Source organism: Mesorhizobium sp. LNHC229A00 (assembly GCF_000502415.1).
Lineage (GTDB): Bacteria > Pseudomonadota > Alphaproteobacteria > Rhizobiales > Rhizobiaceae > Mesorhizobium.
In genome coordinates, this window is record NZ_AYWQ01000003.1 from 191,856 (window position 1) to 216,226 (window position 24,371).

Genomic DNA, 24,371 nt, shown 5'->3' on the forward strand with positions numbered 1-24,371 from the left:
CGCAGAGGAGAGCCTGTGAACCCCACGCGTCACGATTTTTCGCACAATCAGGGCATCGGCGCATGAGCGGCGTGGCGTGCTTCGCACGAGATCGGCGGGCGGCGAGCCGCGGACTGTCCGAATGAACTACAGGCGCGACATCGACGGCCTACGGGCCGTTGCGGTGCTACCCGTAGTGCTCTTTCATTTTGGCGTGTCCGCCATCCCAGGGGGGTTTACCGGCGTCGATATTTTCTTTGTCATATCGGGCTATCTGATCAGCGGCAGCTTGCTGGATGATCTCGAGCGCGGCCAGTTTTCGATCGGCCGCTTCTACTGGCGCCGCGCACGGCGCATCCTGCCGGCGCTGACCTTCGTCATCCTGCTTGCAAGCATCGCGGCATGGTTCATCCTCCTGCCGTCGGACATGCACGAATTCAGCCTCAGCGTGATCGCTGCCTCGACCTTCTGGTCGAACATCTATTTCTGGAAGACGACGAACTATTTTTCGATCGACGCCGAACTGCGGCCACTGCTGCACACATGGTCGCTTTCGGTCGAGGAACAGTACTACATCTTCGCGCCGATCCTGGTTTATCTGATCTACCGCTATGCCTCGAAGCGCTGGCTGACGATACTTCTGCCCATCACCATCGGCAGTTTTGCCCTGGCGGTGATGGCGACCACGCTGGCGCCGACCGCCGGCTTCTACCTGCTGCCGACACGCATCTGGGAGCTGGCGCTGGGCGCCATGCTGATGCTGAAAAGGCCGCCGCCACTTGCCAGCCGGCCGGCGACGGAACTGATTGGCCTGGCCGGCTTTGCACTGCTTGGCTTCGGCTTCCTGACGATTTCGGAGAGCGACCCATTTCCGGGCTATAATGCCCTGTTTCCCTGCGTCGGAACGGCCCTGCTGATCTATGCGGGCCAGAACCATGCGAACCGACCCGTGCCCCTCGCCACCCGTGTGCTTCAGTTCGCCCCGATGGTCTGGATCGGCTTCATCTCCTATTCGCTCTACCTTGTTCACTGGCCGATCAACTCCTTCGTCCACTACCTCTCGCTGAAAGCCATCTCGGTGCCGATGATCGTCGCGATGACGGTGGCCAGCGTCGCCCTGGCGACCTTCTCGTGGAAGTATGTCGAGCAGCCTTTCCGGCAGAAGCGGGCCTTCACCGCCCCGCTGCCGATCTTCGCCTTTTCGGCGACGGCGATCGCCCTGCTGTGCGTCGGCGGCCTGGCCGGTGTGCTGGGCAAGGGCTTTCCGCAGCGGTTCCCGGATTTCTCGACGCAACGGATCCTGGTGGGCGACTGGCGCAACGGTGTCTGCTTCAATGAGGGTGCGAGCCGGATCGAGGATTGGAACCTTGCCGACTGCACGCGCACGCACGGCTTTGCCACCAATGTGCTGCTGTGGGGCGATTCCTTCGCGGCTCACTACGTATCGGGCCTGGAAGCCAACGCGCAGAAAATCCAGGCCAACGTCGTCCAATATACCTATGCCGGCTGCCCACCCAACCTGAGCTATTTTTCCTATGCCCGGCCGGCCTGCACCCGCTTCAACGAACGGGCGCTGTCGATCATCCGCGATGCGAACATCCAGGCGGTGATCCTGAGCGGTCGATGGACCGACTACCAGGCCAGGGGCTTCGACGGACTGCAGACGACGATCGACCGGCTGCGCGCCATGGGCGTCAAGGTCTATGTCATCGGCCAGTCTCCGGAGTTCATCGCCGACGTCCAGAAGATCGCCTTCTTTGCAAAACACGAAGGCGCCGCGAATACGTCCTGGCCGATGGCCATGGATCCCGACATCAACAAGCAGGTGCAACTCTTCGCCAACGGCGCGACCTTCATCGACCCGCTCACCTATCTGTGCGACGCCACCGGTTGCTCCTATGCGGATGCCGGCAGCAAGCAGTTTCTCTATTTCGACTATGGCCATTTCTCTTCCGCCGGCGCGACGCTGGCCATCTCGAAATACTGGCCGAGCTTCGCCGCCGGCGGCGAAGTCGCAAAGGCCAGGGAACCAACGCCGACCCTCACCGGTGAGCTGGCGAAGCCCGCCTTGTGAGGCCGGTTTGCGATTGCCCGAAGCCATGCCGTCATGGTAACGAGGCTGCAGCGCGGGTATGATGTAATGGTAGCCTGTCAGCTTCCCAAGCTGAACGCGCGGGTTCGATTCCCGCTACCCGCTCCAGCTTGCGCTGCAAGGGCTCGAAGTAGATTCACAACCGCTTGCAGCGCTTTCCGACAGCCGGGCTGCTCATCCGGCTTCGAAAGCAGAATGTCTTTGACGGCAGCGATGGCGGATTTATCTTCGGTCATGGTCATGGTGGCGTTCCGTCGCGGGAATCAGGTGACGTTGAACATCACCAGCCTGCCATGACCGCCCTCTCTCAGCGAATTTGCAGAACTCTCAGCACACTACCGGCGGCGCTTGTACCTGGGCGGCGCCGCCCAGATCTCGGCGTCGAGTTTCTTTGTCGCCAGACCTCGTGCCAACGCCTCGGCGCTGCCGGCATTCTTGGACAGAGATGCCGCCTGTCGCTTGCTGATTACCAGTCCGTCGGCNTCCAGCCCTCCACCAGCCTCGCACCCGGTTCGAGAAACAGCAGCCAGTCACCCTTTGCCTGGCGGATGCCGGCGGCGATGCCGCCGCTCCCCACATAGTGGCAGCCGGCATGCTCGGCGACGCGATGCGTCTGGTCGCTGGAGCCGGTGTCGCAGACGACGACCTCGCGCACCACGCCCTCGACCGCGCCGCCAATCAGCGTCGACAGCGTACGGGCGAGCCCCTCCTCGTCATTGTGCGTTTCAATCAGAACACTGAGCATGATTAGCCGAATACCGGAAAGCGTCGATCGGCGCCAGTTTTCGCGGCCCACCATAGAAAGTTCTTGATTTGTTCTCATCGACGAAATAGGAATAATTTCATGAGCAGAGCGATTCGACACAACATGAACAGTCCTTGGGAGCGGGCGAAGATGGAACCGATCATGCGCGCCGACATTGCAGCCTTCGGAGCAGGACGAGCCGAAATGGCCAATGCAATGATCGAGCAGAGCGGCATGCGGGTCCGTCCGGACCGCAACCGCGGCCGGTCGGCAGGCATCAATCCGTCCGGCCGGTTCGAACCTGTCAGCCGGCATGTCTTCGACGACGGCTGGAGTTCGCTGGAGGAACTTCCTCCCTTCAAGACCGAGGTGCAGGTGGAAAAGCCGCGCACCATCATCACCCGCAACGAATCGCCCGACATCTCTTTCGACCGGTCGATCAATCCCTATCGCGGGTGCGAACACGGTTGCGTCTATTGCTTCGCGCGGCCGACGCACTCGTTCATGGGCCTGTCGCCGGGCCTGGACTTCGAATCCAAGTTGTTCGCCAAGCCCGACGCGGCACGCCTGCTCGACAAGGAATTGTCAAAGGATGGCTACCAGCCGCGCACCATTGCCATCGGCACCAACACCGATCCCTACCAGCCGATCGAGAAGCAGTACCGGATCATGCGCGAAATCCTCGAAGTGCTGGAGGCGCGCGGCCACCCGGTCGGCATCGTCACCAAGTCAGCCCTGGTCGTGCGCGACATCGACATTCTGTCGCGCATGGCGGAGCGGGGCTTGGCCAAAGTGGCGCTGTCGGTGACGACGCTTGACCGCATGCTGGCCAGGACGATGGAGCCTCGCGCATCGACGCCGACCAAGCGGCTGGAGGCGATCAGGCAGCTTTCGGATGCCGGTATCCCCGCCTCGGTGATGGTGGCGCCGATCATTCCGGGCCTGACCGACCAGGAGATGGAACGCATCCTCGATTCGGCGCACCATGCCGGGGCGCGCGAGGCTGGCTACGTGGTGCTGCGCCTGCCGCTGGAGGTCAGCCCGATCTTCAAGGACTGGCTGCTGCGCCACTATCCCGACCGCTACCGCCACGTCATGTCGCTGATCCGTTCGATGCGCGACGGCAAGGACTACGATTCGGAATGGGGCAAGCGCATGAAGGGCGCCGGACCCTATGCCTGGCAGATCGGCCGGCGCTTCGAAATCACCGCCAAGCGGCTCGGCCTCAATGCCGAGCGGCGTACGCTGCGGACCGACCAGTTCGTCGCGGCCGGCAAGGACCAGGAGCAGTTGATGCTGCTCTGAACCGAAAATCGCCTCGGCTGTTCATTGCCGCCGTGGCAAAGAAATCCCGTCCGGCCTGCCCCGGCCTGCAGACGGTGCCCTCCCGGTCCGGCGCCCCACCCGACCCGGAGGGACTTGCGGAGAATCGGAGCCGATGCGAACCTCGCCGCAACATGGCTCGCGCGCGTTCTGATTCTCCGCCTCTCTTCGAAATCGTCGAGAAACCCGATTTCTCCTTCGAGACGAAGGCGATGGCCGATGGTTTGTGGCCGGTCGCGGGGATGGACGAAGCCGGCCGCGGCCCGCTCGCGGGTCCTGTGGTCGCGGCGGCAGTGGTGCTCGACCCCGCCAATATTCCCGAGGGTCTCGACGATTCCAAGCGGCTTAGCCACTTGCAGCGCGAAGCGCTGTTCCTGCACATCATCGGCTCCGCTCTCGGCGTCTCGATGGCGTCGATCAGCGCCGAGGGCATCGATGGCAGCAACATCCTCAAGGCGAGCCTCGAAGCGATGCGCCGCGCACTGGTCGGGCTGCCGGTGCAGGCTAAGCTCGCGCTCGCGGATGGGCGCGACGTGCCGCCGGGGTTGCCCTGCGAGGGGCGCGCGCTGATCAAGGGCGACCAGCGCTCCCAGTCGATCGCCGCGGCCTCGATCGTCGCCAAGGTCATGCGCGACCGCATGATGCGCGGCTGCGGCAATCATCACGACCGCTACGGCTTCGAAGTCCATATGGGCTACGCCACGGTCCGGCACCGCACGGCGATCGAGGCGCATGGGCCAGTGGCTCGACTGCATCGCTCCTCGTTTGCGCCGTTCCGACTGGGCGGGACGGATGTGGTTGAGGAAGAGAGCTTGGCCGGGCTGGAGTAAGGCGACGGCAGTGGTAATGCCGTGCCCACGAGGGCGGAGATTGGCCGCTTTGACGCGCCGCTTTCTCCCAACAAAAAAAGCCGCCAGGTTGCCCGGGCGGCTTCATGTCAGCGACTGAAGAACGCTCAGTTCAGCTTGGCCTTCACGTCCTGCAGCGCGGACCTGAACAGGTCGGCTCCGGCCTTGGCGTCAACCTTGGCGGCGAGCAATGCGCGTGCCGCCTCGACGGCTATGTCGACGGCGCTGGCGCGCACTTCGGCAACCGCGTCACGCTCGGCTTGGCCGATCTTCTGCTCGGCAAGCGCGGTGCGCCTCGCAACGTAATCCTCGGTCTTCTTGTGGGCGTCAGCGGCCAGCAATTCGGCCTCGCGCTTGGCGGCCGCTACAATGTCGGCGGCCTCCTGCTCGGCTTCCTTGCGCTTCTTCTTGTATTGGCCGAGCAGTTGCTGGGCTTCGTCGCGCAGCTTGCGGGCCTCGTCGAGCTCACTGCTGATCCTGGCGGCGCGGGCGTCGAGCGCCTTGGCGATCATGCCGGGCACCTTGATGTAGACGGCGATGGCCAAGAAGATGATCAGGGCAATCGTGGCCCAGAGCGTTGCGAGAGATGTAGCGTCCATGATGCGCTCCTCACCGGGCCACGGATTTGACCGCGGCCGCGATCTCGGCCTTGCTGGCCTTGCCGCCAACGAGTGCCTCGACGATCGCCGAAGCGGTATCCTCGGCGATGCTGCCGACTTCCTTCATGGCATTGGCCTTGATGGAAGAAATGCGTGCCTCGGCCTCGCCAAGCTTCTCATCGAGCGCGGCCTCGATTTTCTTGCGCGCGGTGTCGGCTTCCGCCTTGGCCGCATCGTTGGCCTGCTGGCCGATCGAGTTCGCGTTCTTCTTGGCTTCCGCCAGTTCCTGCTCGTAAGCGGCAACGGCGGCGTCGGCCTCGCCCTTCAACTTGGCTGCCTGGTCGAGATCCTGGCTGATACGGTCGTTGCGGACATCGATGATGCCCCCGACGCGCGGCATCACGACCCGCTTCAGGAAAAGGTAGAACAGCCCGAACGTGATCGCCAGCCACAGAAGCTGCGACGGAAACGTCTCCGGATTGAATGGCGGAAACGTGCCGTGCGCTTCGGCAGGCACGCTGGTGCCGGAATGCGTGTCGCCTCCGGTCGCAGCGTGGCTGGTGTCAGCTGATGGCGCGGACTCTTGCGCGAAGGCAGATGTCACGAACATGGACTATCCCCAGATATCAGGCCCGCCGCTTGCGCGGCCGGCCTGTCCAATCTTCTCAGTACTCAGCCGAACAGGGCCAGAAGCGCGATGAGAAGCGAGAAGATGCCCAGAGCTTCGGTCACGGCGAAGCCGAAGATCAGGCGGCCGAACTGGCCGTCGGCAGCCGACGGATTGCGCAGCGCGCCCGAGAGGTAGCTGCCGAAGATGTTGCCCAGGCCAATGCCCGCGCCACCCATGCCCAGGCAAGCGATGCCGGCGCCGATGTACTTTGCTGCTTCTGCGTCCATTTGTTCAACTCCTTTGGATCTGAAATTCCGTTGCGATTTCCATCCGGCGCCAGTGTTGGAAACCCTTGGGCCGGAAACTCTTGGGGCCTTAGTGCCCGGGATGCAGGGCGTCGTTGAGATACATGCAGGTCAATACCGCGAAGACGTAGGCCTGCAGGAAGGCGACCAGCAATTCAAGCGCCGTCAGCGCCACCGCCATGGCCAGCGGCAGGACCGAGCCCGCGACGCCGACCGCGCCGAGTGCGGAGAGGCTGACGACGAAGCCGGAGAACACCTTGAGCGTGATGTGGCCCGCCAACATGTTGGCGAACAGACGAACCGAGAGGCTGACCGGGCGCGACACGAAGGAAATGACTTCGATCAACACAACCAGCGGCAGCAGGAACACCGGCACGCCATGCGGCACGAACAGTTTCAGGAAACCGAAACCATGCTTCATGAACCCGTAGACCACCACGGTTCCGATCACCAATGCGGCGAGACCGAAAGTGACGATGATGTGGCTGGTGACGGTGAAGAAATAGGGGAACAGGCCGAGCAGATTGGCGACCAGCACGAACATGAACAGCGAGAACACGAAGGGGAAGAACTTCATGCCCTGCGTGCCGGCGGCGTCGCGCAGCATGTTGCCGACGAACTCATAGGCCATCTCGGAGACCGACTGCAGCCGGCCGGGGACCAGGCTGCGGCTCGACGTCGTCAGCAGCAGGAAGGCCGCCGCAACGACCACGGTCGCGACCATGAACAGTGCGGAATTCGTGAAAGACAGGTCGTAGCCGCCGATGTTAATCGGAACCAGCTTGATGATATGGAACTGGTGGATCGGATCGACCTTGTCAGCTGCCACGTTCTAACCCCGTCAATGCCGCGTACGGCCAAATTTATCATTGCCGCGCGAGAGCGGCTATTTGCTGTTGTCCCGGTCAGGGCGCGATTTGTTGCCCTGTCCGAATTCCGCCACAACGCCAGCTGAACGCATGACATTGAGCACGCCGGCGCCAAAGCCAAGCAGCAGGAAAACGATCAGGCCCCACGGCGATGTCCCCGCCATACGGTCGATGATCCAGCCGATGCCGGCGCCTACCACCACCCCGGCGATAAACTCGCTGGATAGTTTGATCGCCTGACCGTATCCGGTCACTGGTCTCGCGTCGTCTTTCCCCTCGAGCCGGTTCGGCAGCCTTGTCGCAAGCGATGCTCCAAGTTCACGCCGACGTCGCTCAAGATCGTCGTCGCGGATTTCGGGGTCATGCTGCTTGCCGCGGCCGGTTTCTCCGGTTCCGTCTGGCCTGTTTTTCTCGGCCATCGCAACCCCCCCTGCCCGGGCAGACCGTCACCGTCCGTCCGTTTCTAAAGTCGCCGGCAACATAGTTAGAGGGTTTGCGCCCGTCAAGCCACGGAGGGAAGTTCCGCGCTGTGTATTTTACCTAGTAAAATCAAGTAATTAGAAAGGTGCGACATCGTGCCCTTTGCGATCGGCGGGATGCGCCGCGCGAATCCCCCCGACAATGGCTCTCCGATCGACCGTGCGACCGCGCGAAAACACGGGCGGCGGCGGACCGCTCAGCTCCAGCCACCACCATAGGTCCGGTAGAAGATATGCAGGCCGATCTTGGTCATCTTCTGCATCGTGCGCGCCCAGCCAGGATGGACGTAATTGGCATAGTAGTGGGTCGACGATCCCACTTCCGGAATGAAGATCTTGCCGGCGGTGACGGCCATGCCGACATCCTGAGCGGTCTTGTAGGCGACCGGATTGTCGATGCGCTTCTTCCTGCCGTCGCAGGCGAAGGAGAACTGGCAGCGGTTGAACCAGCTGTCGTTCTGGTAGACGACGCCGCAGATCGAATTGGGATAGGCAGGATTGCGGACCCGGTTGAGGATCACCTGGGCAACGGCGGCCTGACCGCGCACGGCTTCGCCGCGGGCCTCGAAATAGATGCCGTTGGCCAGGCACTTCTGCTCCGGCTTGGAGAAGACGCTGGCCGGAAGCGGATTCTGGATCCAGGCGTGGTCGCCCTTGGCCATCGGCGGAATGAAGCGGCCGCTGTTGGGCTCTTCATCCTGAAGCAGGGCCTCAAAGGGTGAGGCCTTGGCATAGTCGGGCGCGGATTGCGCATAGGCGGTCGCCAGCACATCGGGATGGTCGTTGTTGACCAGGGCGGCAAGCATGGCCGGCACGCCGGGATCCGGCTTCTTGTCCTCACGCGCATGAAATGCCGCGGCGATCTGGATTTCCTTGCCTTTGATCCGCGGTTTGGCGAAGGCCATTTTCAGGTCGCCGTCCATGCTCGGCCGCATCAGCGAGGAGGTCCGCTGGAAGATCGAGCCGGCATTGAAGTTCTTCGGTGGTGCCACGGGAGAGACCTGGACGATGCGGCCCTTCTTGTCGGCGCGCACGACGCGATCCTCGTCGGGCGACCCGCTGACCTTGCCGCCCTTGCCGCGAAACGAGACCGCGCCGACACCGGGAAGGCGAACGCCGGAACCCGAGATCGAACTGGTGACGTCGGAATCGACGAACGGCATCTCGGCGGCATGGACCGAACCGGCGACGGATTTCTCGACATAGGAATTCCAGCGCGTGGTCGGCGATTCAAGGCCGGAAACGAGGCTGGTCATGTCCTGGTAGGCAGCGACGGTCGGAAAGCCGATCCAGATACCGAGACCGATGATGAACGGAGACACAAGGCTGCGTTTCTCACCGGCGGCGGCCATCAGCCGCTTCAAGACACGTCGATGCACGGAACTCTCTCCAGGAACGCAACTGACCCCACTGGAGAGCAAAATGATGCATTAACCTTGATGGGACGTTAACGAGGTCGGTCAGGTTTTCTCGGTCGGCTGGAGGTCGTGGTTTCGAAGTCTGGCGATTTTGCGGCGGGAGGCTCAGTCCGCGGCAGGAAGATCGGCCAAGCGACCAGGGCGCAGGCGGCTGCCGACAGCCACACGCCAGGCCATGACCAGAGGTGCAGCAGCCCTGGGATGGCCACCGGAACCAGGAAGAAGCCGACAAAGACAAAGCTGTTGGCAAGGCTGAGCGCGGTTCCGACATGGCCGGCACCGGCAAGCGTGGCAAGCTCGGTATAGGCAACGCCGTGCCAGGCGGAGACCGAGATGCCGGCAACGACAAGCACCAGGGGCAGGACAGCGATCAGGATGGATTGGCTGGCAGGCATCGCGGGAGCGGCCAGAACCAGCAACCAGAGCACCACGAAGGCCAACGCGCTGTGCGCACTGCACAAGCGGAGAAATTGACGGCGGTTGCCGTGGCGGTCGGTAAAGCGGCCACTCCAGACACGCATGACCATGGCGCCGACCTGTACAGCGGCGAGGCTGGCGCTGATCGCCGTCGTGCCAAGCCCGGCGAAGTCGTGCAGGAACACCGACGCGAAAGTGAGGACCGCCACCTGCGGAAAGCAGAGCAGGCCGATGGCGGTCGAGATGCGCCAGACCTCGATGTTGCGCAACGGCGCCTGGCCTGCCGCTTCAGATGAAGCGGCGTGGCCGCCACCCGCCATCGGCGGTTCGTGCAGCCAACGCCAGGCGAACAGGGCGGAGAGAGCGGATGCCGCCGCCAAAAGCCCGAACACCGCGGCGAACCCGAAAGCCAGGGCAAGGGAAGGCAGGACGAGTGCGCCGAGGCCGCCGCCAAGCGGCACCGCCGTCTGCCTGATGCTCATGGCAAAACCGCGCTCATTCTCCCGGAACCAGGCCATGATGGCGCGGCCGCTCGAGCCATTGACACTTCCGCCGAGCAATCCCGTGACGAGCAGGCTTGCCGCCAGCAACGTGACATCGGGAATGCTTGACCTTGTCGGCACGACGAGCATCGCCATCGTCAGCAGCGAGGCCGCCGTTGCACCGAGGCCGATCAGAAGCACGCGGCGATCCCCCCAGCGGTCGGTGAGCAGGCCCCATGGCAGCTCACTGAGCGCAACCCCCAGTCCAAGAAGACCGAGCGCCAGGCCAAGCTCGGCATTGCTCAAGTGATAGCCCTGACGAAGCACGACCGCCGTTGCCGGTATGCCGGAGAAAGTAGCCGAGAAACCGGCATTCGCGGCAACTCCGATGCCCAAGACCTTCCAGCGGTGGTTGGGGCCGAAGGTCCGGCCGGCCGCGGTCGTGATGGTGCCTCGCCCGGATAGCTGGCAATCGTTGCGAATGACGGTGGCAGACATGATTCCATTCCCGTGACGCCGGTCGAGCGGCCTTGACGGGAGGCATGTAGCGCCATAGCTTCATCCATAAAATCAGGAATATTTTGATCGATAATCCTGAAAATAAGGATGATCTCATGCGCCGCGTCACATTCGATCTCGACGTGCTCAGGACTTTCGTCACCGGCATGGAACTGGGAAGTTTTGCCAGGGCAGCTGAGCGGCTTGGCCGCTCGACCTCCGCCGTCAGCGCGCAGCTGAAGAAACTGGAAGAGCAGGCCGATACACCGATCTTCCGTAAGGCGGGGCGCGGCCTGTCACTGACCGAAGCCGGCGAGACGATGCTCGGCTATGCGCGGCGCCTGATCGAGCTCAATGACGAGGCAGCCCTGGCGATCCGCGAGGTCGAACTAGAGGGCTGGGTGCGGCTCGGCTTGCAGGAGGATTTCGGCGAGGCCGTGTTGCCGGAGGTGCTCGGTCGCTTCGCTCGCGCCCACCCCAAGGTTCGGATCGAAGCACGGATTGGACGCAGCCACGAATTGGCCGAGCGTGTCCTTTCCGGCAACCTCGACATTGCGCTCGCCTGGCATGATGGCACGACGCTGCCGTATAGCCGGCATGTCGCCGACGTGCAGGCGCGCTGGATCGGGCCGGCGAAACCAATAGAGGCAGGCCCCCACAATGGCGAGGCGCTGCAACTGGTTGTGTTCGAGGCGCCTTGCCTGCTGCGCACCGTGGCGACCGAGACGCTGGATCGTGCCGGGCGGCCCTGGCGGATGGCGTTCTCCAGCCCCAGCCTTGGCGGCATATGGGCGGCGGTGGCGGCTGGCCTCGGGCTGACGATCCGCACCGACATCGGCCTGCCCGCGAATGTCCGGGCGCTCGCGCCCGGAATGCTCGGGCTGCCGCCGCTGCCGAAGATGGCGCTCCATCTGCATCAGAAGGATGCCGAGCTCGAGCCGGTCGCGGCGCGGCTGGCCGACATCCTGCTCCAATCGGCGTTCGAGGCGTTGCCCGAGGGCGCCGAGATGAAAGAGACCCTGCCAAAAGTCGCTTAGTGCAGCTCCCGACGGAGGGGGGTTGCCGCCTCCATCCTCAACGCTTCTTCGCGCGGCCGGCGAACGGATTGTCCGAAGTGCGCAGCGCGATGCGGATCGGCACGCCCGGCATGTCGAAGGCTTCGCGCAGGCTGTTGGAGAGATAGCGGACATAGCTTTGCGGCATCGCGTCCGGCCGCGAACACTGGACAACGAAGCCCGGCGGCCGGGTCTTGGCCTGGGTGACGTATTTGACCTTCAGCCGGCGCCCGGCAACGGCGGGCGGCGGGTGATGCGTCAGGATGGCTTCAAGCCAGCGGTTGAGCTTGCCGGTCGAAACACGGCTGTTCCAGACCTTGTGCGTCCTCAACACCGCATCCATCAGCTTGTCGAGGCCGCGTCCGGTCTCGGCCGAGACCGGCACAGCCTGGATGCCGCGCGCCTGAGGCAACAGCCGCTCGGTCTTCTCGCGCAATTCGGCCAACAGTTCCTGCGGGTTGTCGATCAGGTCCCATTTGTTGAACGCGATCACCGGTGCCCGGCCCTCGCGGATGATCAGATCGGCGATCTGCAGGTCCTGCTTTTCGAAGGGAATGGTGGCGTCGAGTACGATGATGACGATCTCGGCGAAACGGATGGCGCGCAGGCCATCCTGCACCGACATCACTTCCAGCTTTTCGTGGATCCTGGCCTTGCGGNTTTGTTGAACGCGATCACCGGTGCCCGGCCCTCGCGGATGATCAGATCGGCGATCTGCAGGTCCTGCTTCTCGAAGGGAATGGTGGCGTCGAGTACGATGATGACGATCTCGGCGAAACGGATGGCGCGCAGGCCATCCTGCACCGACATTACTTCCAGCTTTTCGTGGATCCTGGCCTTGCGGCGCATGCCGGCGGTGTCGAACAGTTTGATACGGCGGCCGCGCCAGTCCCAGTCGACCGAAATGGAATCGCGGGTGATGCCGGCTTCCGGTCCGGTCAGCAGCCGCTCCTCGCCGATCAGCGCGTTGATCAGCGTCGATTTGCCGGCGTTCGGCCGCCCGACGACGGCGATGCGCATCGGCTTGGTGTCGTCATAGGATGGCTCGGCGTCCGGATCGGCGATGTCCTCGCCGATCAGCACCTCGCTGGCGGCGGCCTCTTCGTCGTCTGTATCCTCGTCTTCACCGAAGGCGCGCGCCTCGCCGAGCGCTTCGATCACGGCGTCGCGCAGGTCGGGCATGCCCTGGCCGTGCTCGGCAGAAACCGGGATCGGTTCGCCAAGGCCAAGTTCCCAGGCCTCCAGCATGCCGCCCTGGGCACCCTTCGCCTCGGCCTTGTTGGCGACCAGCACGACCGGCTTGCCGGATTTTCGCACGATCTCGGCAAAGGTCCTGTCATCCGGCAGCAGGCCGGACTTGGCGTCGATGGTGAAAAAGATCAGATCCGCCTCGCGGATGGCGATTTCGGTCTGCGCGCGCATGCGGCCCGGCAAGGTCGAAGCTCCGGCGTCCTCGAAGCCCGCGGTATCGATGACATCGAAATGCAGATCGTAAAGCTTGGCGGCGTGGACGCGGCGGTCGCGGGTGACGCCCGGCGTGTCGTCGACGAGCGCCAGCTTTCTTCCCACCAGCCGATTGAAAAGCGTCGATTTGCCGACGTTAGGTCTGCCGATGATGGCGACTTTGAATGTCATCCGACCCTACATCTTCCATGCATGTCGTGGTCCCAAACCGCCGCGCGCCTTGGGAAAGAGGTCACGATGCACTGCCCGACCCGCGGATCAGCTCGGACATCAAGGTCGCCCGCTCGCGCGTGTTGCGTGGGGCGCCATCATCGGAGGCGATCTGATCGAACAGTTTCAGCGCATCCTGGGTCTTGCCTTCCTTCCAGGCGGCAAGGCCAAGCGCCTCGCGCGCGCTGTGGCGCAGGGTGTTAGTGTCCGATGTCAGCGCCTCGACGCGGCTCGACACGTCGGCGAAGGAGCCATGATCGACGAGCAGGAGCGCCGCCCTCAGCCGCGCCATGTCGCGCAGGCCCTGGGGAATGGCGGTGTCGGCGGCGACATCGTCGAAGTCCTTGACGGCGGCATCGACGTCGCCCTTGTTGGCCTTGACGGTCGCGGCGCGCATGCGGGCGAGTAGGGGATAGGCGCCGTAACCATCCTTTTCCAGCTGATCGAGCGCGGCCAGCGCGTCATCGTTCTTCCCATCATTGGCAAGCTTCAGCGCCTGCGAGAAGGCATCGCCGGAGCGATTGGCGCGCGTCTCGTCCCAATAGCGATAGCCGACGAAGGCCGCGGTGCCGAGCACCACAAGCACCGCAATGACAAGCAAGGCCGGGCCAAAACGGTCCCACAGCTTCTGCGCCTGCTCGCGACGCATCTCATCATTGACTTCGCGAATAAAACTGTCGTCGGACATCAATCAAACCATTCCTGCCCCGGGCCGGGGCGGTTCATGAGCCCGCGTTTTAGCGAAATTTTGTCGGCATGGAAGGGGTTCGGCCGGAAAATCGGCTATTCCCGGGGCAAACCAATGTTTGTCCCCGGGGCAAACCAATGTTTGTCCCCGGGGCAAACCCACGAAAACCCAATCGCACCGGCGCCACATTTGCGCGATAGCCGGCTTGCCGACCACCCGGAGCCCGTGAATTTGCCAGTGCCTTGTTTGTCCCGCGTTGTTTTGTTCTCGCTTGCCTCGCTCGCCACCGCCGGCGCGGCCCTGGCCGATCCGCCCGCGCCACCAGCACCGGCAAGGCCGAAGCAGATCGTGATCATCTCCTTCGACAGCGCGCGCGACATCTCGCAGTGGAAGCGCAGCCGCGCGCTGGCCCAGCGCACCGGCGCGCATTTCACCTATTTCCTGTCCTGTGTCTTCCTGTTGTCGCCCGAGACACGCGGCCAATACACCGCGCCTGGCAAGACGGCGGGCAAATCCAACATCGGCTTTGCCGCATCAAGGCAGGACGTGGCCGAGCGGCTGGAACAGATCGGCCTCGCCGCCCATGAGGGTCACGACATTGCCAGCCACGCCTGCGGCCATTTCGACGGCAAGGATTGGAGCAAGGCCGACTGGCTGAAAGAGTTCGCCTCCTTCGAGCACATTTTCGAGAACGCCTATGCCATCAACGGCATTGCGCCCGAACCCGAGGGCTGGCGGGAATTCGCGCGGCATGCGGTGGCCGGTTTCCGGGCGCCGTATCTGTCGACCGGCAAAGCGCTTTACGAGGCACTCCCGGCAGCCGGCTATCGGTTCGACGCCAGCGGCGTTTCAATGGGGCCTGCCCTGCCGCCGACCGTTGGCGGCATCACCAACTTTTCCCTGCCGCGGATTCCGGAAGGGCCAAAATCACGGCCGGTGGTCGCCATGGACTACAATCTGTACGTCCGCCATTCCGGCGGCTTCGAGCGGCCGAGCAACGCCGGCGAGTTCGCGGACCGGACCTACCAGGCGTTTCACGCCGCCTTCGACGCGCAATATCGGGGCAAGCGCATTCCGCTGGAACTCGGCTTCCACTTCACGCTGATGAATGACGGCGCCTACTGGAACGCGCTGGAACGTTTTGCGGGCGAGGTCTGCGTCAAATCAGATGTCGAGTGCATCAGTTTTCGCGATTACGTCTCGCGGCAGGATGGCGGCCAGAAGCAGGCGACAGTCGGCGGCTGACCCGCCAACCGGCGTTTCGTTCAGAGCGTCGTCAAGCCGGATCCTCGGCGCCCTGCCTTGCCAGATAGCGCTGATCAATATCAGGCAGGGGCTCGCCCTGCAGCGTCGCCTCGAAGGCGCGCAGGCGTTTGTGCACCGATTGCAGCTCGACGATGGTCGACCACGAGGTAAGCAGGAACTGCAGCGAACCCGTCACCTTGCCGAACGCGTTCGATATCTGGTTCAGCGCGCCGAACGTTATCTTGTGCGCGACCAGCGACGGACCCAGGATCAGCAGCGAGAAAATGTTGTCGGCCTGCAGGTAAGTGTACCGGACGACGTTGAAATAGATGTAGTGGAAATAGAGCCGGAAATAATTGTGCCGGACATTGGCGAACAGCTCGGCGGTGGTGGCGGGTTGCGCCCTGTCCGCATGATCCTCGCCATAGACCAGCTCCTTGCGGTAAGCGGCTTCGACGCGCTGGTTGCGGAACTGCAGGCCGGGAAGCTTCATGCCGGCAATCATCACCGAGATCGTGCCGAACAGACACCAGGCAAGTGCCGCGACCACCAATGGCTGCGGGATCGCGCCGATGATCGGCAGTTCGCTGATATGGGCCTGCAACTGGATCATCACCGGCAGGAAGGCGATCAGGGTCATGATCGACTGGACAAAGCTGGAACCGAGATCCTCCATGATCTGCGAGAACCGCATCGTATCTTCCTGTATGCGCTGCGAAGCGCCCTCGATATGGCGCAGCCTGCTCCAGTTCTCGATAAAATAATTGTTCATGGCTGTGCGCCAGCGGAAGATCCAATGGCTGACGACGAAGGCGTTGACCACTTGCACGTTCATGCCGACCAGGGCCAGCCATGAGAAGTCGGCCAATCCGGTATAGAACTCGGCGTCCGTCGACTTTCCGGTGCCCGACATCAGCCCCTGTACATAGTCGAAGAACGGGCCGTACCAGGCGTTGACGGCGACACTGACCTGCACGTTGAAATAGATGAAGAACAGGATGACCGCCGTCATCAGGATCGACCAGCGCTGCCATGGGTGCGGCGAATACCAGCTCCAGAACGCATAGAAGATGGCCACGCACAGCACGAAGTAGATGTAGAACCAGAGGAATGGCTTCGATACCAGAATGGCGATGCCGATGATGGGTGGCGCGCCGGGAGCAGCAGGAGGCATGCCGAAAACCGCCCCCAATTGCTCCCCGCCGAAAAACCAGAACAGGATCGCCGCAAGGCTCCAGATGGCGGCCGAAGAGAAGAACAGCTTCGGCTGCGGGAAGAAGGATACGAACACTGTGGCGAATTCCTCGATCTATGCGCAAATCAGGTGGGTTCGGCGGGCATAAGGTCACACATTAGGAGGAAAGAAAATGCCTGCCCGATGCCGGTGCAGAGCAAGACCACAAATCATGGCGATTTTGGCGCAGCCGACCATGTGACGGCGCCGGAGACGACCAGGACGGCCGCGGCGACGATCGAGGCGAGGAAGAAATCGCCCGACGCCTGGGCCAATAATCCGGCCGCGATCGGGCCGATGATCTGGCCAAGACCGAACGAGGCGGTCATCAGGGCAAAGATACGCCGGGGCGACGCTGGGGCCTGCTGCCTGGCGGCCTGCAGGCCAAGTGCGGTGATGGCTATGAACGTGCCGCCGAGCAGCACGCCGCCAAGCAGCGGCCCTATGCGCCCGCCGGCGGCGACGCTCGCGGTCACGCCGACAACTTCGACCAAGCATCCCAAGGCATAGGCGGCATAAAGACCGATCCGCGCCGCTATCTTCTGCCACAGCCAGACCGAAGGGAAACCGGCAAGACCGGCAACCATCCACACCACGGCCTCGAAGACGCGGCTGCCGCCGGCTTGGCGGACGATGGCGACGAGGAAGGTTGCCGTCACCACATAGCCGAAACCGAACAGGCCATAGGCGACGATCACCTTCATCAGCGACCGATCTTTCGGCAGCGCCGGTTCACGGCGGACCTCGCCGTTGGTGAGCGGACCCTGGTTCACCAGCAGCGCCACGGCGACGAAGCCGCAAGCCGAAATCGCCCCCGACCACAGCCAGCCCTGCGCCCAGCCGGCATGCTCGGTGACCAGCACCGCCATCATCGCCGCCGATATCGCTATGCCTAGGCCGACACCGCCGAAATGCCAGGCCTGCAGGTCGCCGCGCCCCACCGCCGCGATATGGCTGAAAACGATGCTGGCCATGAACACCATGACGAAAGCGCTCGCTAGACCGGCCAGAAAACGGATGGCGACGAAGGCGGCCATGGCGTCGGTCAGCCCCATCGAGGCGGCCAGCACGGCGCTGGCGCCGAGGGCGCCCAGCATCAGCAAACGCTCGCGTCGATGCGCCCAGCTGCCCGCCGCCACCAACGCGCCAACGAGATAGCCCAGATAATTTGCCGAGGCGATCCAGCCGGCATCGGCCGGCGACAGATGCAGTTCCTCCATCATGCCAGGCAGGATTGGCGTGTAGACGAAGCGGCCTATGCCCATGGCGACGGCCATGGCGATCATGCCGGCGAAGGCGTAACGCAGCGCTGTCGATTGGGGCGAAGTCATTGCAGTGCACAATAGATGTGCGAGCGGGTGAAACAATCCGCCTCGTGTTGGGCCAGGGCCTTGTTCGTGATCGCGCGCTCAGCAGCGCTCGCCGAAACCGGCGCTCGGTGAAACAGTCTCATGCACGGTCCGGCGCGCTGTCAGCCGGAACGGCACATCACCGAGTTCGCGCTCCGACATCACATCCAGCGCGGGATGGGCAAGCGGATCGGTGAGCCAGCTCAGCGTATCGAAGTCGCAGCGCGTGTCATCCGGCGAATTGGCCGCGACCAGGGCCCTCAGCAACATGCTCAGCATTCCGGCTCCGTGTGCCTGTTTCGACCCGTAAAGTCTGCCGTTTCGATATCTCTTTCAATTGAGATTTCGGCCGGATCGGTTTAGAAAATCTCAAATGGCCATGCTCAACCGCGTTCATCTCAACGGCCTTCGCGCCGTGGAAACCGTCGCCCGTCTCGGCTCGCTCGCGACCGCCGCCGGCGAACTCAATGTTTCCGTCAGCGCCGTAAGCCAGCAGATCAGCCGCACCGAAAAACAGCTCGGCCAGGCACTCTTCGAGCGCACGACAAGCGGCCTCGTGCTGACCGAATTCGGCGCCGTCTTCGCGGCCCGCCTTGGCGCCGGATTTCGCGAGCTTGCCCAGGCCGTGGCACTGGCCGACGAAGCCAGCCAATGCACATTGGTTGTTTCGGCGGCACCGGCCTTTGCCTCCAAATGGCTACTGCCACGGCTGTCGCGGCACTTCGACAGACATCCCAACGTGCTGCTGCGTATCGACGCTTCGGTGCGGCTGGTCAATCTCGATCACTCGGACGTCGACATTGCCATCCGGCTTGGCGACGGCAAATGGCCGGGTGGAAGGGCGGAGTTGCTCTTGGCGCAGGAAGTCTTCCCGGTCTGCGCGCCCGGGATTGCCAGAAAACTGACGTCGATCGGTGACCTCGCCCAGACCTGCGCCATCACGGACGAGCGGGCGATGATCAACTGGGAAAGCTGGTTCGCGGCCGCCGGGGTTGAACCCGTCACCTTCCAGAAAGGCGCCCGCTTCACCGATCCGATGCTGTGCCTGGAATCGGCGATCGCCGGCCATGGCGTGATGCTAGGCTGGCAATTGCTTGCGGCCGATGCGCTGGCCGACGGGCGCCTGGTGGCGCCGTTCGGAATCCGCGCCCAGAGCGGCCTCGGCTACTGGCTGGTGACCTCCACCACAAAGGCCGAAAGCCGCAAGGTCCGGGACTTCAAGGCCTGGATCAAGGAGGAGATCGCGGCGACGATGGCGCGGTTCGGATCGTCGGTCGCCGAGCCCAGCGGCACGATCGCGGTGGAAAGCACCGCGGCACCGGTCTATGTTCAATCAGACATCCCAAGACGACAGGCAGGATCATGACCACACATTCGCGCGGCGTTTCCGCAACGATCGACCCGGTGAAGCTCGACAGGCTGGCGGAAGTCGCCATCAAGGTGGGGCTGCAATTGCAGCCCGGACAGGACCTGGTGCTGACATCGTCGATCGCGGCCCTGCCGCTGACCAGGCGCATCGTCGAACACGCTTACAGGGCCGGTGCCGGGCTGGTGACGCCGATCTTCAACGATGACGAGATGACGCTGGCGCGCTACCGCTTCGGCGCCGATGCTGGCTTCGACCACGCCGCCGGCTGGCTCTACGAAGGCATGGCGAAGGCCTTCTCCAACAACGCAGCCCGGCTTGCCGTGCGCGGCGAGGATCCGTCGCTCCTGTCGGCGCAGGATCCGGCGAAGGTGGCGCGCGCCAACAAGGCCAATTCGATGGCCTACCAGCCGGCGCTGGAGAAGATCACCGGCTTCGACATCAACTGGAACATCGTCGCCTATCCTGATCTCGCTTGGGCAAGGCAGGTTTTCCCCGGCGATGCCGACGACGTGGCGGTTGCGAAGCTCGCCGACGCCATCTTCGCCGCCTCGCGGGTGGATGTGGAAGACCCGATCGGCAACTGGACGGCGCACAATGCGGCGCTGCGCGGCCGCACCGAATGGCTCAACGGCCATAATTTTCATGCCCTGCATTTCACCGGACCGGGCACCGACCTGACGGTCGGGCTGGCGGACGGCCATGAGTGGATGGGCGGCGCCTCGACCGCCAAGAACGGCATCACCTGCAATCCCAACATCCCGACCGAGGAAGTTTTCACCACCCCCCATGCGCGGCGCGTCGAGGGCCATGTCTCCTCGACCAAGCCGCTGTCCTACCAGGGCACGCTGATCGATGACATCTCGGTGCGCTTCGAGGGCGGCAGGATCGTCGAGGCCAAGGCGTCGAAAGGTGAGGACGTCCTGAGGAAGGTGCTCGACACCGACGAGGGCGCGCGCCGCCTGGGCGAAGTGGCGCTGGTGCCGCATTCCTCGCCGATCTCGGCCAGCGGCCTGTTGTTTTTCAACACGCTGTTCGACGAAAACGCCGCCTGCCACATCGCGCTCGGCCAATGCTATTCGAAATGCTTTGTCGAGGGCGCCTCGCTCAGCCAGGACGACATCGCGGCGCGCGGCGGCAACAAGAGCTTCATCCATATCGACTGGATGATCGGGTCGGACAAGATCGACATTGACGGCGTCGCCAAGGATGGCGGCCGCGTGCCGGTGATGCGCAAGGGCGAGTGGGCCCAACGGGTCTAGCCAGCGGAGGTGTGATGGCCTTCGATATCGCAGTCAAGCGCGTCTACGAGACACCCGGGCAGGCCGATGGCCAGCGGGTGCTGGTGGATCGAATATGGCCGCGCGGCGTCGCCAAGAAGGATGCCGCGTTGACCCTGTGGCTGAAGGAGATCGCGCCGAGCGACGCGTTGCGCAAATGGTTCGGCCACGAGCCGGCGCGCTGGGCGGAGTTTCAGAAGCGGTACCGTGGCGAGTTGGATGCGAATGAAAAGACCGTGGCGCAACTGCGCGCGATGCTCGGCCGTGGCAAGGTGACGCTGCTCTATGGCGCCCATGACGAAGCGCATAACAACGCCGTCGCTTTGGCGGGGTATTTGCGAGCCCACACGTAATATCGCGACGCCGGCGGGACAGCGGGGGGCGCAAAGGAGCGCGGTGAGAGTCGGTTCTATTTCCCGCCCACCGCCCCTTCATAAACATCCGGCTTGAAACCGACCAGAATTGTGTCGCCGACCTCCAGCACCGGCCGCTTGATCATTGTCGGCTTGGCCAGCATCAGCGCTTTCGCCTTCTTCTCGTCGAGGCCTTGCTTGTCCGCCTCCGGCAGTTCGCGAAACGTCGTGCTGCCCTTGTTGAGCAGCTTTTCCCAACCGACCTTGCCGACCCAGCTATCCAGCTTGCCCGCCTCGATCCCTTCGGCCCGATAGTCATGGAAACGATAGGGAACCCCATGGCCCTCCAGCCAGACGCGCGCCTTCTTGATCGTGTCGCAATTCGTGATGCCGTACATGGTGGTCGTCAAGACGCGCTTTCCCTAGGCTGACAGTCGAATCTTTTTCGCAGCCTAAAACCGCTCATTCCGCTTGGCCAGCATTACCGGAAACACTAAGGAAATTACCTAAGTGCCGCTAACGGCTTTTTGACGACCCGGGACTTTCGATGACCCGCCTCCACCCGCGACAACCATGAAAATGGGTTCTTCGACGGCTGGGGCACCGTGGCGATGAACTTGCGCAGTATGTGAAAGACAATTTGAGCGCCCCCAGCGGCCAGAGGATCGCTCTGGCCGCCGTACTCATTTTCAACCTTGCCGCAAAGAGAGCAAGTTAGGTAGGCCTGTTCCGGCCTCAGTAATAAAAGCGCTCTTCGGTGATCTTGCCGTTCTTGACCGTGTACAGGCCAACCTCATCCATGGTGACACGCTCGCCCGTGGCCTTGGGGGTTATGTCAAAGGTGAAGCGCACCGCGAACTGGTCGCCATTGACATAAGGGCCCTCTACCGAGCCGCCATGCACTTCGTGGTTCTCTTGCCACCACTGGCTTTTCTGCCTGAGGGCCTCCTTGCCATGGCTGACGGCCATCGGCCCTTCCATGGCTTCATAGCTGGCGATATCGTCGGCGTTGTATTTTTCGGCAGCACCATTGTTGTCTCCCTGCTTGAGGAGCTCGGTGAAATCCTTGGCAATTTCCGTAATGGTCATGGGTGTTCCTCCTGTTCAGACGCATTCGAAGTAGGGAAGCACTTGCTGGCCTGCCACCCCTGCCCGCACGACAGCTGACAAGGCGTGTCAGCACGATAGATATAGCGCGGCTATGTGACGACGATTTGAGGCAGATCGATCGGCGCGTCAAATCGCACTCAGCGGCCGACATCCCGGGAAAACGTACTTCTTCAGTCCGCGCAAACTGTGCACAAGAACGAACTGCCGGGCGACAAAGCTGATTGGGCCGATAGGCCGTTGCGGAATAAGTTTCTGGTCATAGGCCAGCGTCAAATGTGGAACGAAACCGTCTGAAGCTTTGAGGCCCTCGCGCAACATTTCAGCGCCGGGTTTCCTGCTCAATTCACAAACTGGTCCGTCATCGGCGAGAAGCACGAAAGGATGCCTGGCCGGGCGGGCCCTCGTTGCCGGGCGACCGGGAAAGCTCCTGAAATGACGAAAGATGACCTCAAACTCAGACATCGCGATGCGCCGCCCCGATCGGGCGGCAGCAAAGATGATTCCGAGATCGAACTCGCCTTGGTACATCCGCATACCCCACGCGCCGTAGCGATGATGCCCGTGACCTTCAGAAAATCGTAAGATCGCCCCAGTCGGCATATTCGCGGCCGTTGCCGACTGCTTGTAGCCGCCGAAACTATGCGGAGAGCATCGGGCAGTTGGCACCACGGCGCAGGCTGATATGCGCCACGTCGCCGACGTTGAATTGAAAGCCTTCGGCCTGGCGCGGGGCATCGATGACGACGGAGGTTCCCTGACCGATCTGGGCATGAAGGCGCAACGTGCGACCGTGGAAGACAACCCCGCTCACCCGCGCCGGCGCGGTGCCGTCGGCTGCTTCGGCGGCCGCCAGCAAATCCTCCGGGCGCACGCCGATGGTACGTGTATCGCCCGCGGCCGGCGTCTCGCCATTGTCGGAGGTAGCCTCCAGCGGCAGGTCACCGGCGGCAAAGCGCAAACGCTCGCCATCTCGGCCGAGAAAGCGCGACTGCAGGAGATTCATCGTGCCGATGAAGCTGGCAACGAACTTGGTCGCGGGCCGGTCATAGAGTGTTGCCGGCGGCGCGATCTGCTCGATGCGGCCCTTGTTCATGACGACGATGCGGTCGGAAATCGATAGCGCCTCGGTCTGGTCGTGGGTGACCATGACGAAGGTGGTGCCGAGCCGCGACTGCAGCCGCTTCAGCTCAATCTGCATCTGTTCGCGCAGGTGCGCGTCGAGCGCCGACAGCGGCTCATCGAGCAGCAGCACGCGCGGTTCGCAGACGATGGCGCGGGCGAGCGCGACGCGCTGGCGCTGGCCGCCCGAGAGTTCCAAAACGCGGGCGCGAAGCTTGTCGCCGAGACCGACCATGTCGAGGGCTTCACCGACGCGCTTTGCCTGCTCGGCACTGGTGAGTTTTCGCAGGGACAAGCCGAAGCCAACATTTTCGGCGACGTTCATATGCGGAAACAGCGCGTAGTCCTGAAACACGGTGTTGACCGGCCGGTCGAACGGCCTAAGGGCCGTGATGTCTCGGCCGTCGAGCAAGACTTTGCCGCTCGACGGGCTTTCGAAGCCGGCGATGACGCGCAGGCTGGTGGTCTTGCCGCAGCCCGACGGCCCGAGCAGCGTGATGAATTCGCCGCTGATAATGTCGAGGTCGACAGCATCGAGCCCGACGATGCCGCCTGGGAAAACCTTCGAGACGGCCTCAAGCCTGACGAGTGGATCAGGCGCCATCGCGAACCTCGGAGGGCTTCGTGGTGTTGACCCAGAGGATCTGGCATTGCTCGGCGCCGGGATTGCGGAAAGCGTGCAACAGCGTGCTCTTGAAGGCAAAACTGTCGCCGGTCTTCAGCCCGTATGTCGTCGAATCCACCACCAGTTCGACCTCGCCCGAAAGCACATAGCCGAATTCATGGCCGGCATGGGCGTAGGCTTCCGCCGTGCCGCCGCCGGCTTCCACGGTCACCAGCATGCCGGTGAGCGTCGCACCGGGCGGCGACAGCAGCGCCTTGGCGATGCCTTCCGATTTTACGGGAATCGCGCGGCGGCTGTTGGCGCGCACGCAATAGAGATCGTTGACGGCATCGTTGCCGTCGCTGATCAGCGCCGACGGCTCGATATCGAGTGCGGCGGCCAGCGGCCAGATCACCTTGACGCGCAGCGAGGACATGCCGCGCTCGATCTGGCTCAGCGCACCGATTGACACGCCGGCTTTTGCCGCCAGTTCGGCCAGCGACAGGCGGCGCTCAAGCCGCAGCGCCCGCACGCGCCGGCCGACGCGAACGTCGGCATCGTCCTTGGGTTTCTCGGCGGCTTCATCGACTATATCCATCCGTTGGTCCTTCGATTGCAGTCATCTGCGCC

At 63.3% G+C, this 24,371-nt stretch carries 24 protein-coding genes, 1 tRNA gene and 2 pseudogenes; 9 read left to right on the forward strand and 18 right to left on the reverse strand.

Features of this window, described 5'->3' with window-relative positions:
* The first annotated feature begins 121 nt into the window (after nt 1-121).
* Both X742_RS161750 and X742_RS161745 read left to right on the forward strand, forming a co-directional pair.
* On the forward strand, nt 122-2,053 hold the full coding sequence (locus tag X742_RS161750) for an acyltransferase family protein (protein ID WP_023771003.1): 1,932 nt from the start codon (nt 122-124) through the stop codon (nt 2,051-2,053).
* A gap of 52 nt (nt 2,054-2,105) precedes the next feature.
* Nucleotides 2,106-2,179, forward strand: a tRNA-Gly gene (locus tag X742_RS161745).
* Between the two features lie 227 nt (nt 2,180-2,406).
* Here the strand turns inward: X742_RS161745 and X742_RS01000000169830 are convergent.
* Nucleotides 2,407-2,816 (reverse strand): annotated as a pseudogene (locus X742_RS01000000169830) (glycosyltransferase).
* A 150-nt stretch (nt 2,817-2,966) separates the two neighbouring features.
* Between X742_RS01000000169830 and X742_RS161740 the strand changes: the two are divergent.
* The gene (locus tag X742_RS161740) at nt 2,967-4,121 is read left to right on the forward strand and encodes a PA0069 family radical SAM protein (RefSeq protein ID WP_023771004.1); all 1,155 of its coding nucleotides are present in this window, start codon (nt 2,967-2,969) and stop codon (nt 4,119-4,121) included.
* Nucleotides 4,122-4,273: 152 nt separating this feature from the next.
* Nucleotides 4,274-4,969 carry a ribonuclease HII gene (locus X742_RS161735; protein WP_023771005.1) on the forward strand — a complete coding sequence of 232 codons (696 nt, stop codon included), beginning with the start codon at nt 4,274-4,276 and terminating at the stop codon, nt 4,967-4,969.
* 125 nt (nt 4,970-5,094) lie between these two features.
* On the opposite strand, the gene X742_RS161730 is transcribed toward X742_RS161735, so the two are convergent.
* The 7 genes from X742_RS161730 to X742_RS161700 form a co-directional block, all read right to left on the reverse strand.
* Nucleotides 5,095-5,586, reverse strand: a complete 492-nt coding sequence (locus tag X742_RS161730; RefSeq protein WP_023771006.1) for a F0F1 ATP synthase subunit B — start codon at nt 5,584-5,586, stop codon at nt 5,095-5,097.
* Between the two features lie 10 nt (nt 5,587-5,596).
* On the reverse strand, nt 5,597-6,196 hold the full coding sequence (locus X742_RS161725; RefSeq protein ID WP_023771007.1) for a F0F1 ATP synthase subunit B: 600 nt from the start codon (nt 6,194-6,196) through the stop codon (nt 5,597-5,599).
* Between the two features lie 62 nt (nt 6,197-6,258).
* Nucleotides 6,259-6,483: a F0F1 ATP synthase subunit C gene (locus X742_RS161720; RefSeq protein ID WP_013896722.1), complete on the reverse strand. Its 225-nt coding sequence runs from the start codon at nt 6,481-6,483 to the stop codon at nt 6,259-6,261.
* An 88-nt stretch (nt 6,484-6,571) separates the two neighbouring features.
* Nucleotides 6,572-7,330 (reverse strand): F0F1 ATP synthase subunit A, encoded by a 759-nt coding sequence (locus tag X742_RS161715; RefSeq protein WP_023771008.1) that lies wholly within the window; start codon nt 7,328-7,330, stop codon nt 6,572-6,574.
* A gap of 57 nt (nt 7,331-7,387) precedes the next feature.
* Entirely contained in the window at nt 7,388-7,789 is a 402-nt protein-coding gene (locus tag X742_RS161710; RefSeq protein ID WP_023771009.1) for an AtpZ/AtpI family protein, read from the reverse strand.
* Between the two features lie 257 nt (nt 7,790-8,046).
* Nucleotides 8,047-9,228 carry a cell wall hydrolase gene (locus X742_RS161705; RefSeq protein ID WP_023771010.1) on the reverse strand — a complete coding sequence of 394 codons (1,182 nt, stop codon included), beginning with the start codon at nt 9,226-9,228 and terminating at the stop codon, nt 8,047-8,049.
* Between the two features lie 68 nt (nt 9,229-9,296).
* Nucleotides 9,297-10,664 (reverse strand): MFS transporter, encoded by a 1,368-nt coding sequence (locus tag X742_RS161700; protein ID WP_023771011.1) that lies wholly within the window; start codon nt 10,662-10,664, stop codon nt 9,297-9,299.
* A 116-nt stretch (nt 10,665-10,780) separates the two neighbouring features.
* On the opposite strand from X742_RS161700, the gene X742_RS161695 reads away from it, so the two are divergent.
* On the forward strand, nt 10,781-11,701 hold the full coding sequence (locus X742_RS161695; protein ID WP_023771012.1) for a LysR substrate-binding domain-containing protein: 921 nt from the start codon (nt 10,781-10,783) through the stop codon (nt 11,699-11,701).
* Nucleotides 11,702-11,738: 37 nt separating this feature from the next.
* On the opposite strand, the pseudogene der reads toward X742_RS161695, so the two are convergent.
* Nucleotides 11,739-13,354: pseudogene (gene der / locus X742_RS1000000173865) on the reverse strand (ribosome biogenesis GTPase Der).
* Between the two features lie 61 nt (nt 13,355-13,415).
* Nucleotides 13,416-14,081: a tetratricopeptide repeat protein gene (locus tag X742_RS161690; protein WP_023771013.1), complete on the reverse strand. Its 666-nt coding sequence runs from the start codon at nt 14,079-14,081 to the stop codon at nt 13,416-13,418.
* Between the two features lie 231 nt (nt 14,082-14,312).
* Between X742_RS161690 and X742_RS161685 the strand changes: the two genes are divergently transcribed.
* Nucleotides 14,313-15,326 (forward strand): polysaccharide deacetylase, encoded by a 1,014-nt coding sequence (locus tag X742_RS161685; RefSeq protein WP_198019185.1) that lies wholly within the window; start codon nt 14,313-14,315, stop codon nt 15,324-15,326.
* A gap of 31 nt (nt 15,327-15,357) precedes the next feature.
* On the opposite strand, the gene sbmA is transcribed toward X742_RS161685, so the two are convergent.
* The 3 genes from sbmA to X742_RS161670 form a co-directional block, all read right to left on the reverse strand.
* The gene (sbmA, locus tag X742_RS161680) at nt 15,358-16,617 is read right to left on the reverse strand and encodes a peptide antibiotic transporter SbmA (RefSeq protein ID WP_023771015.1); all 1,260 of its coding nucleotides are present in this window, start codon (nt 16,615-16,617) and stop codon (nt 15,358-15,360) included.
* Between the two features lie 113 nt (nt 16,618-16,730).
* Nucleotides 16,731-17,891, reverse strand: coding sequence for a YbfB/YjiJ family MFS transporter (locus tag X742_RS161675; protein ID WP_023771016.1), 1,161 nt, complete (start codon nt 17,889-17,891; stop codon nt 16,731-16,733).
* Between the two features lie 78 nt (nt 17,892-17,969).
* Complete coding sequence (locus X742_RS161670; RefSeq protein WP_023771017.1) at nt 17,970-18,188, reverse strand: hypothetical protein; 219 nt, start codon at nt 18,186-18,188, stop codon at nt 17,970-17,972.
* A 94-nt stretch (nt 18,189-18,282) separates the two neighbouring features.
* On the opposite strand from X742_RS161670, the gene X742_RS161665 reads away from it, so the two are divergent.
* From X742_RS161665 to X742_RS161655, 3 genes are read left to right on the forward strand one after another with little or no spacing between them, the layout of a single operon-like run.
* A complete protein-coding gene (locus X742_RS161665) occupies nt 18,283-19,275 on the forward strand; it encodes a LysR substrate-binding domain-containing protein (RefSeq protein ID WP_023771018.1) in 993 nt (330 codons plus the stop codon).
* A complete protein-coding gene (locus X742_RS161660; RefSeq protein WP_023771019.1) occupies nt 19,272-20,537 on the forward strand; it encodes an aminopeptidase in 1,266 nt (421 codons plus the stop codon). The genes X742_RS161665 and X742_RS161660 overlap by 4 nt, the downstream gene beginning before the upstream one ends.
* A 14-nt stretch (nt 20,538-20,551) precedes the next feature.
* Nucleotides 20,552-20,908, forward strand: coding sequence for a DUF488 domain-containing protein (locus tag X742_RS161655; protein WP_023771020.1), 357 nt, complete (start codon nt 20,552-20,554; stop codon nt 20,906-20,908).
* A gap of 56 nt (nt 20,909-20,964) precedes the next feature.
* On the opposite strand, the gene X742_RS161650 is transcribed toward X742_RS161655, so the two are convergent.
* From X742_RS161650 to X742_RS161635, 5 genes are all read right to left on the reverse strand, one after another.
* A complete protein-coding gene (locus X742_RS161650; RefSeq protein ID WP_023771021.1) occupies nt 20,965-21,318 on the reverse strand; it encodes an ArsC family reductase in 354 nt (117 codons plus the stop codon).
* 325 nt (nt 21,319-21,643) lie between these two features.
* Nucleotides 21,644-21,997, reverse strand: coding sequence for a SnoaL-like domain-containing protein (locus tag X742_RS161645; protein ID WP_023771022.1), 354 nt, complete (start codon nt 21,995-21,997; stop codon nt 21,644-21,646).
* Nucleotides 21,998-22,144: 147 nt separating this feature from the next.
* On the reverse strand, nt 22,145-22,546 hold the full coding sequence (locus tag X742_RS1000000171475) for a hypothetical protein (protein ID WP_198019186.1): 402 nt from the start codon (nt 22,544-22,546) through the stop codon (nt 22,145-22,147).
* A 109-nt stretch (nt 22,547-22,655) separates the two neighbouring features.
* Nucleotides 22,656-23,741: an ABC transporter ATP-binding protein gene (locus tag X742_RS161640; protein WP_023771024.1), complete on the reverse strand. Its 1,086-nt coding sequence runs from the start codon at nt 23,739-23,741 to the stop codon at nt 22,656-22,658.
* Nucleotides 23,731-24,339, reverse strand: coding sequence for a cupin domain-containing protein (locus X742_RS161635; protein ID WP_023771025.1), 609 nt, complete (start codon nt 24,337-24,339; stop codon nt 23,731-23,733). Before X742_RS161635 ends, X742_RS161640 begins: the two co-directional genes overlap by 11 nt.
* Nucleotides 24,340-24,371 lie beyond the last annotated feature (32 nt).

Bases quoted from the DNA above. Each gene is read 5' to 3' on its own strand.
- X742_RS161750 (WP_023771003.1), top strand. From the start codon at position 122: ATGAACTACAGGCGCGACATCGACGGCCTACGGGCCGTTGCGGTGCTA.
- X742_RS161740 (WP_023771004.1), top strand. From the start codon at position 2,967: ATGGAACCGATCATGCGCGCCGACATTGCAGCCTTCGGAGCAGGACGA.
- X742_RS161735 (WP_023771005.1), top strand. From the start codon at position 4,274: ATGGCTCGCGCGCGTTCTGATTCTCCGCCTCTCTTCGAAATCGTCGAG.
- X742_RS161730 (WP_023771006.1), bottom strand. From the start codon at position 5,586: ATGGACGCTACATCTCTCGCAACGCTCTGGGCCACGATTGCCCTGATC.
- X742_RS161725 (WP_023771007.1), bottom strand. From the start codon at position 6,196: ATGTTCGTGACATCTGCCTTCGCGCAAGAGTCCGCGCCATCAGCTGAC.
- X742_RS161720 (WP_013896722.1), bottom strand. From the start codon at position 6,483: ATGGACGCAGAAGCAGCAAAGTACATCGGCGCCGGCATCGCTTGCCTG.
- X742_RS161710 (WP_023771009.1), bottom strand. From the start codon at position 7,789: ATGGCCGAGAAAAACAGGCCAGACGGAACCGGAGAAACCGGCCGCGGC.
- X742_RS161700 (WP_023771011.1), bottom strand. From the start codon at position 10,664: ATGTCTGCCACCGTCATTCGCAACGATTGCCAGCTATCCGGGCGAGGC.
- X742_RS161695 (WP_023771012.1), top strand. From the start codon at position 10,781: ATGCGCCGCGTCACATTCGATCTCGACGTGCTCAGGACTTTCGTCACC.
- X742_RS161690 (WP_023771013.1), bottom strand. From the start codon at position 14,081: ATGTCCGACGACAGTTTTATTCGCGAAGTCAATGATGAGATGCGTCGC.
- X742_RS161675 (WP_023771016.1), bottom strand. From the start codon at position 17,891: ATGACTTCGCCCCAATCGACAGCGCTGCGTTACGCCTTCGCCGGCATG.
- X742_RS161670 (WP_023771017.1), bottom strand. From the start codon at position 18,188: ATGCTGAGCATGTTGCTGAGGGCCCTGGTCGCGGCCAATTCGCCGGAT.
- X742_RS161665 (WP_023771018.1), top strand. From the start codon at position 18,283: ATGGCCATGCTCAACCGCGTTCATCTCAACGGCCTTCGCGCCGTGGAA.
- X742_RS161660 (WP_023771019.1), top strand. From the start codon at position 19,272: ATGACCACACATTCGCGCGGCGTTTCCGCAACGATCGACCCGGTGAAG.
- X742_RS161655 (WP_023771020.1), top strand. From the start codon at position 20,552: ATGGCCTTCGATATCGCAGTCAAGCGCGTCTACGAGACACCCGGGCAG.
- X742_RS161645 (WP_023771022.1), bottom strand. From the start codon at position 21,997: ATGACCATTACGGAAATTGCCAAGGATTTCACCGAGCTCCTCAAGCAG.
- X742_RS1000000171475 (WP_198019186.1), bottom strand. From the start codon at position 22,546: ATGTACCAAGGCGAGTTCGATCTCGGAATCATCTTTGCTGCCGCCCGA.
- X742_RS161640 (WP_023771024.1), bottom strand. From the start codon at position 23,741: ATGGCGCCTGATCCACTCGTCAGGCTTGAGGCCGTCTCGAAGGTTTTC.
- X742_RS161635 (WP_023771025.1), bottom strand. From the start codon at position 24,339: ATGGATATAGTCGATGAAGCCGCCGAGAAACCCAAGGACGATGCCGAC.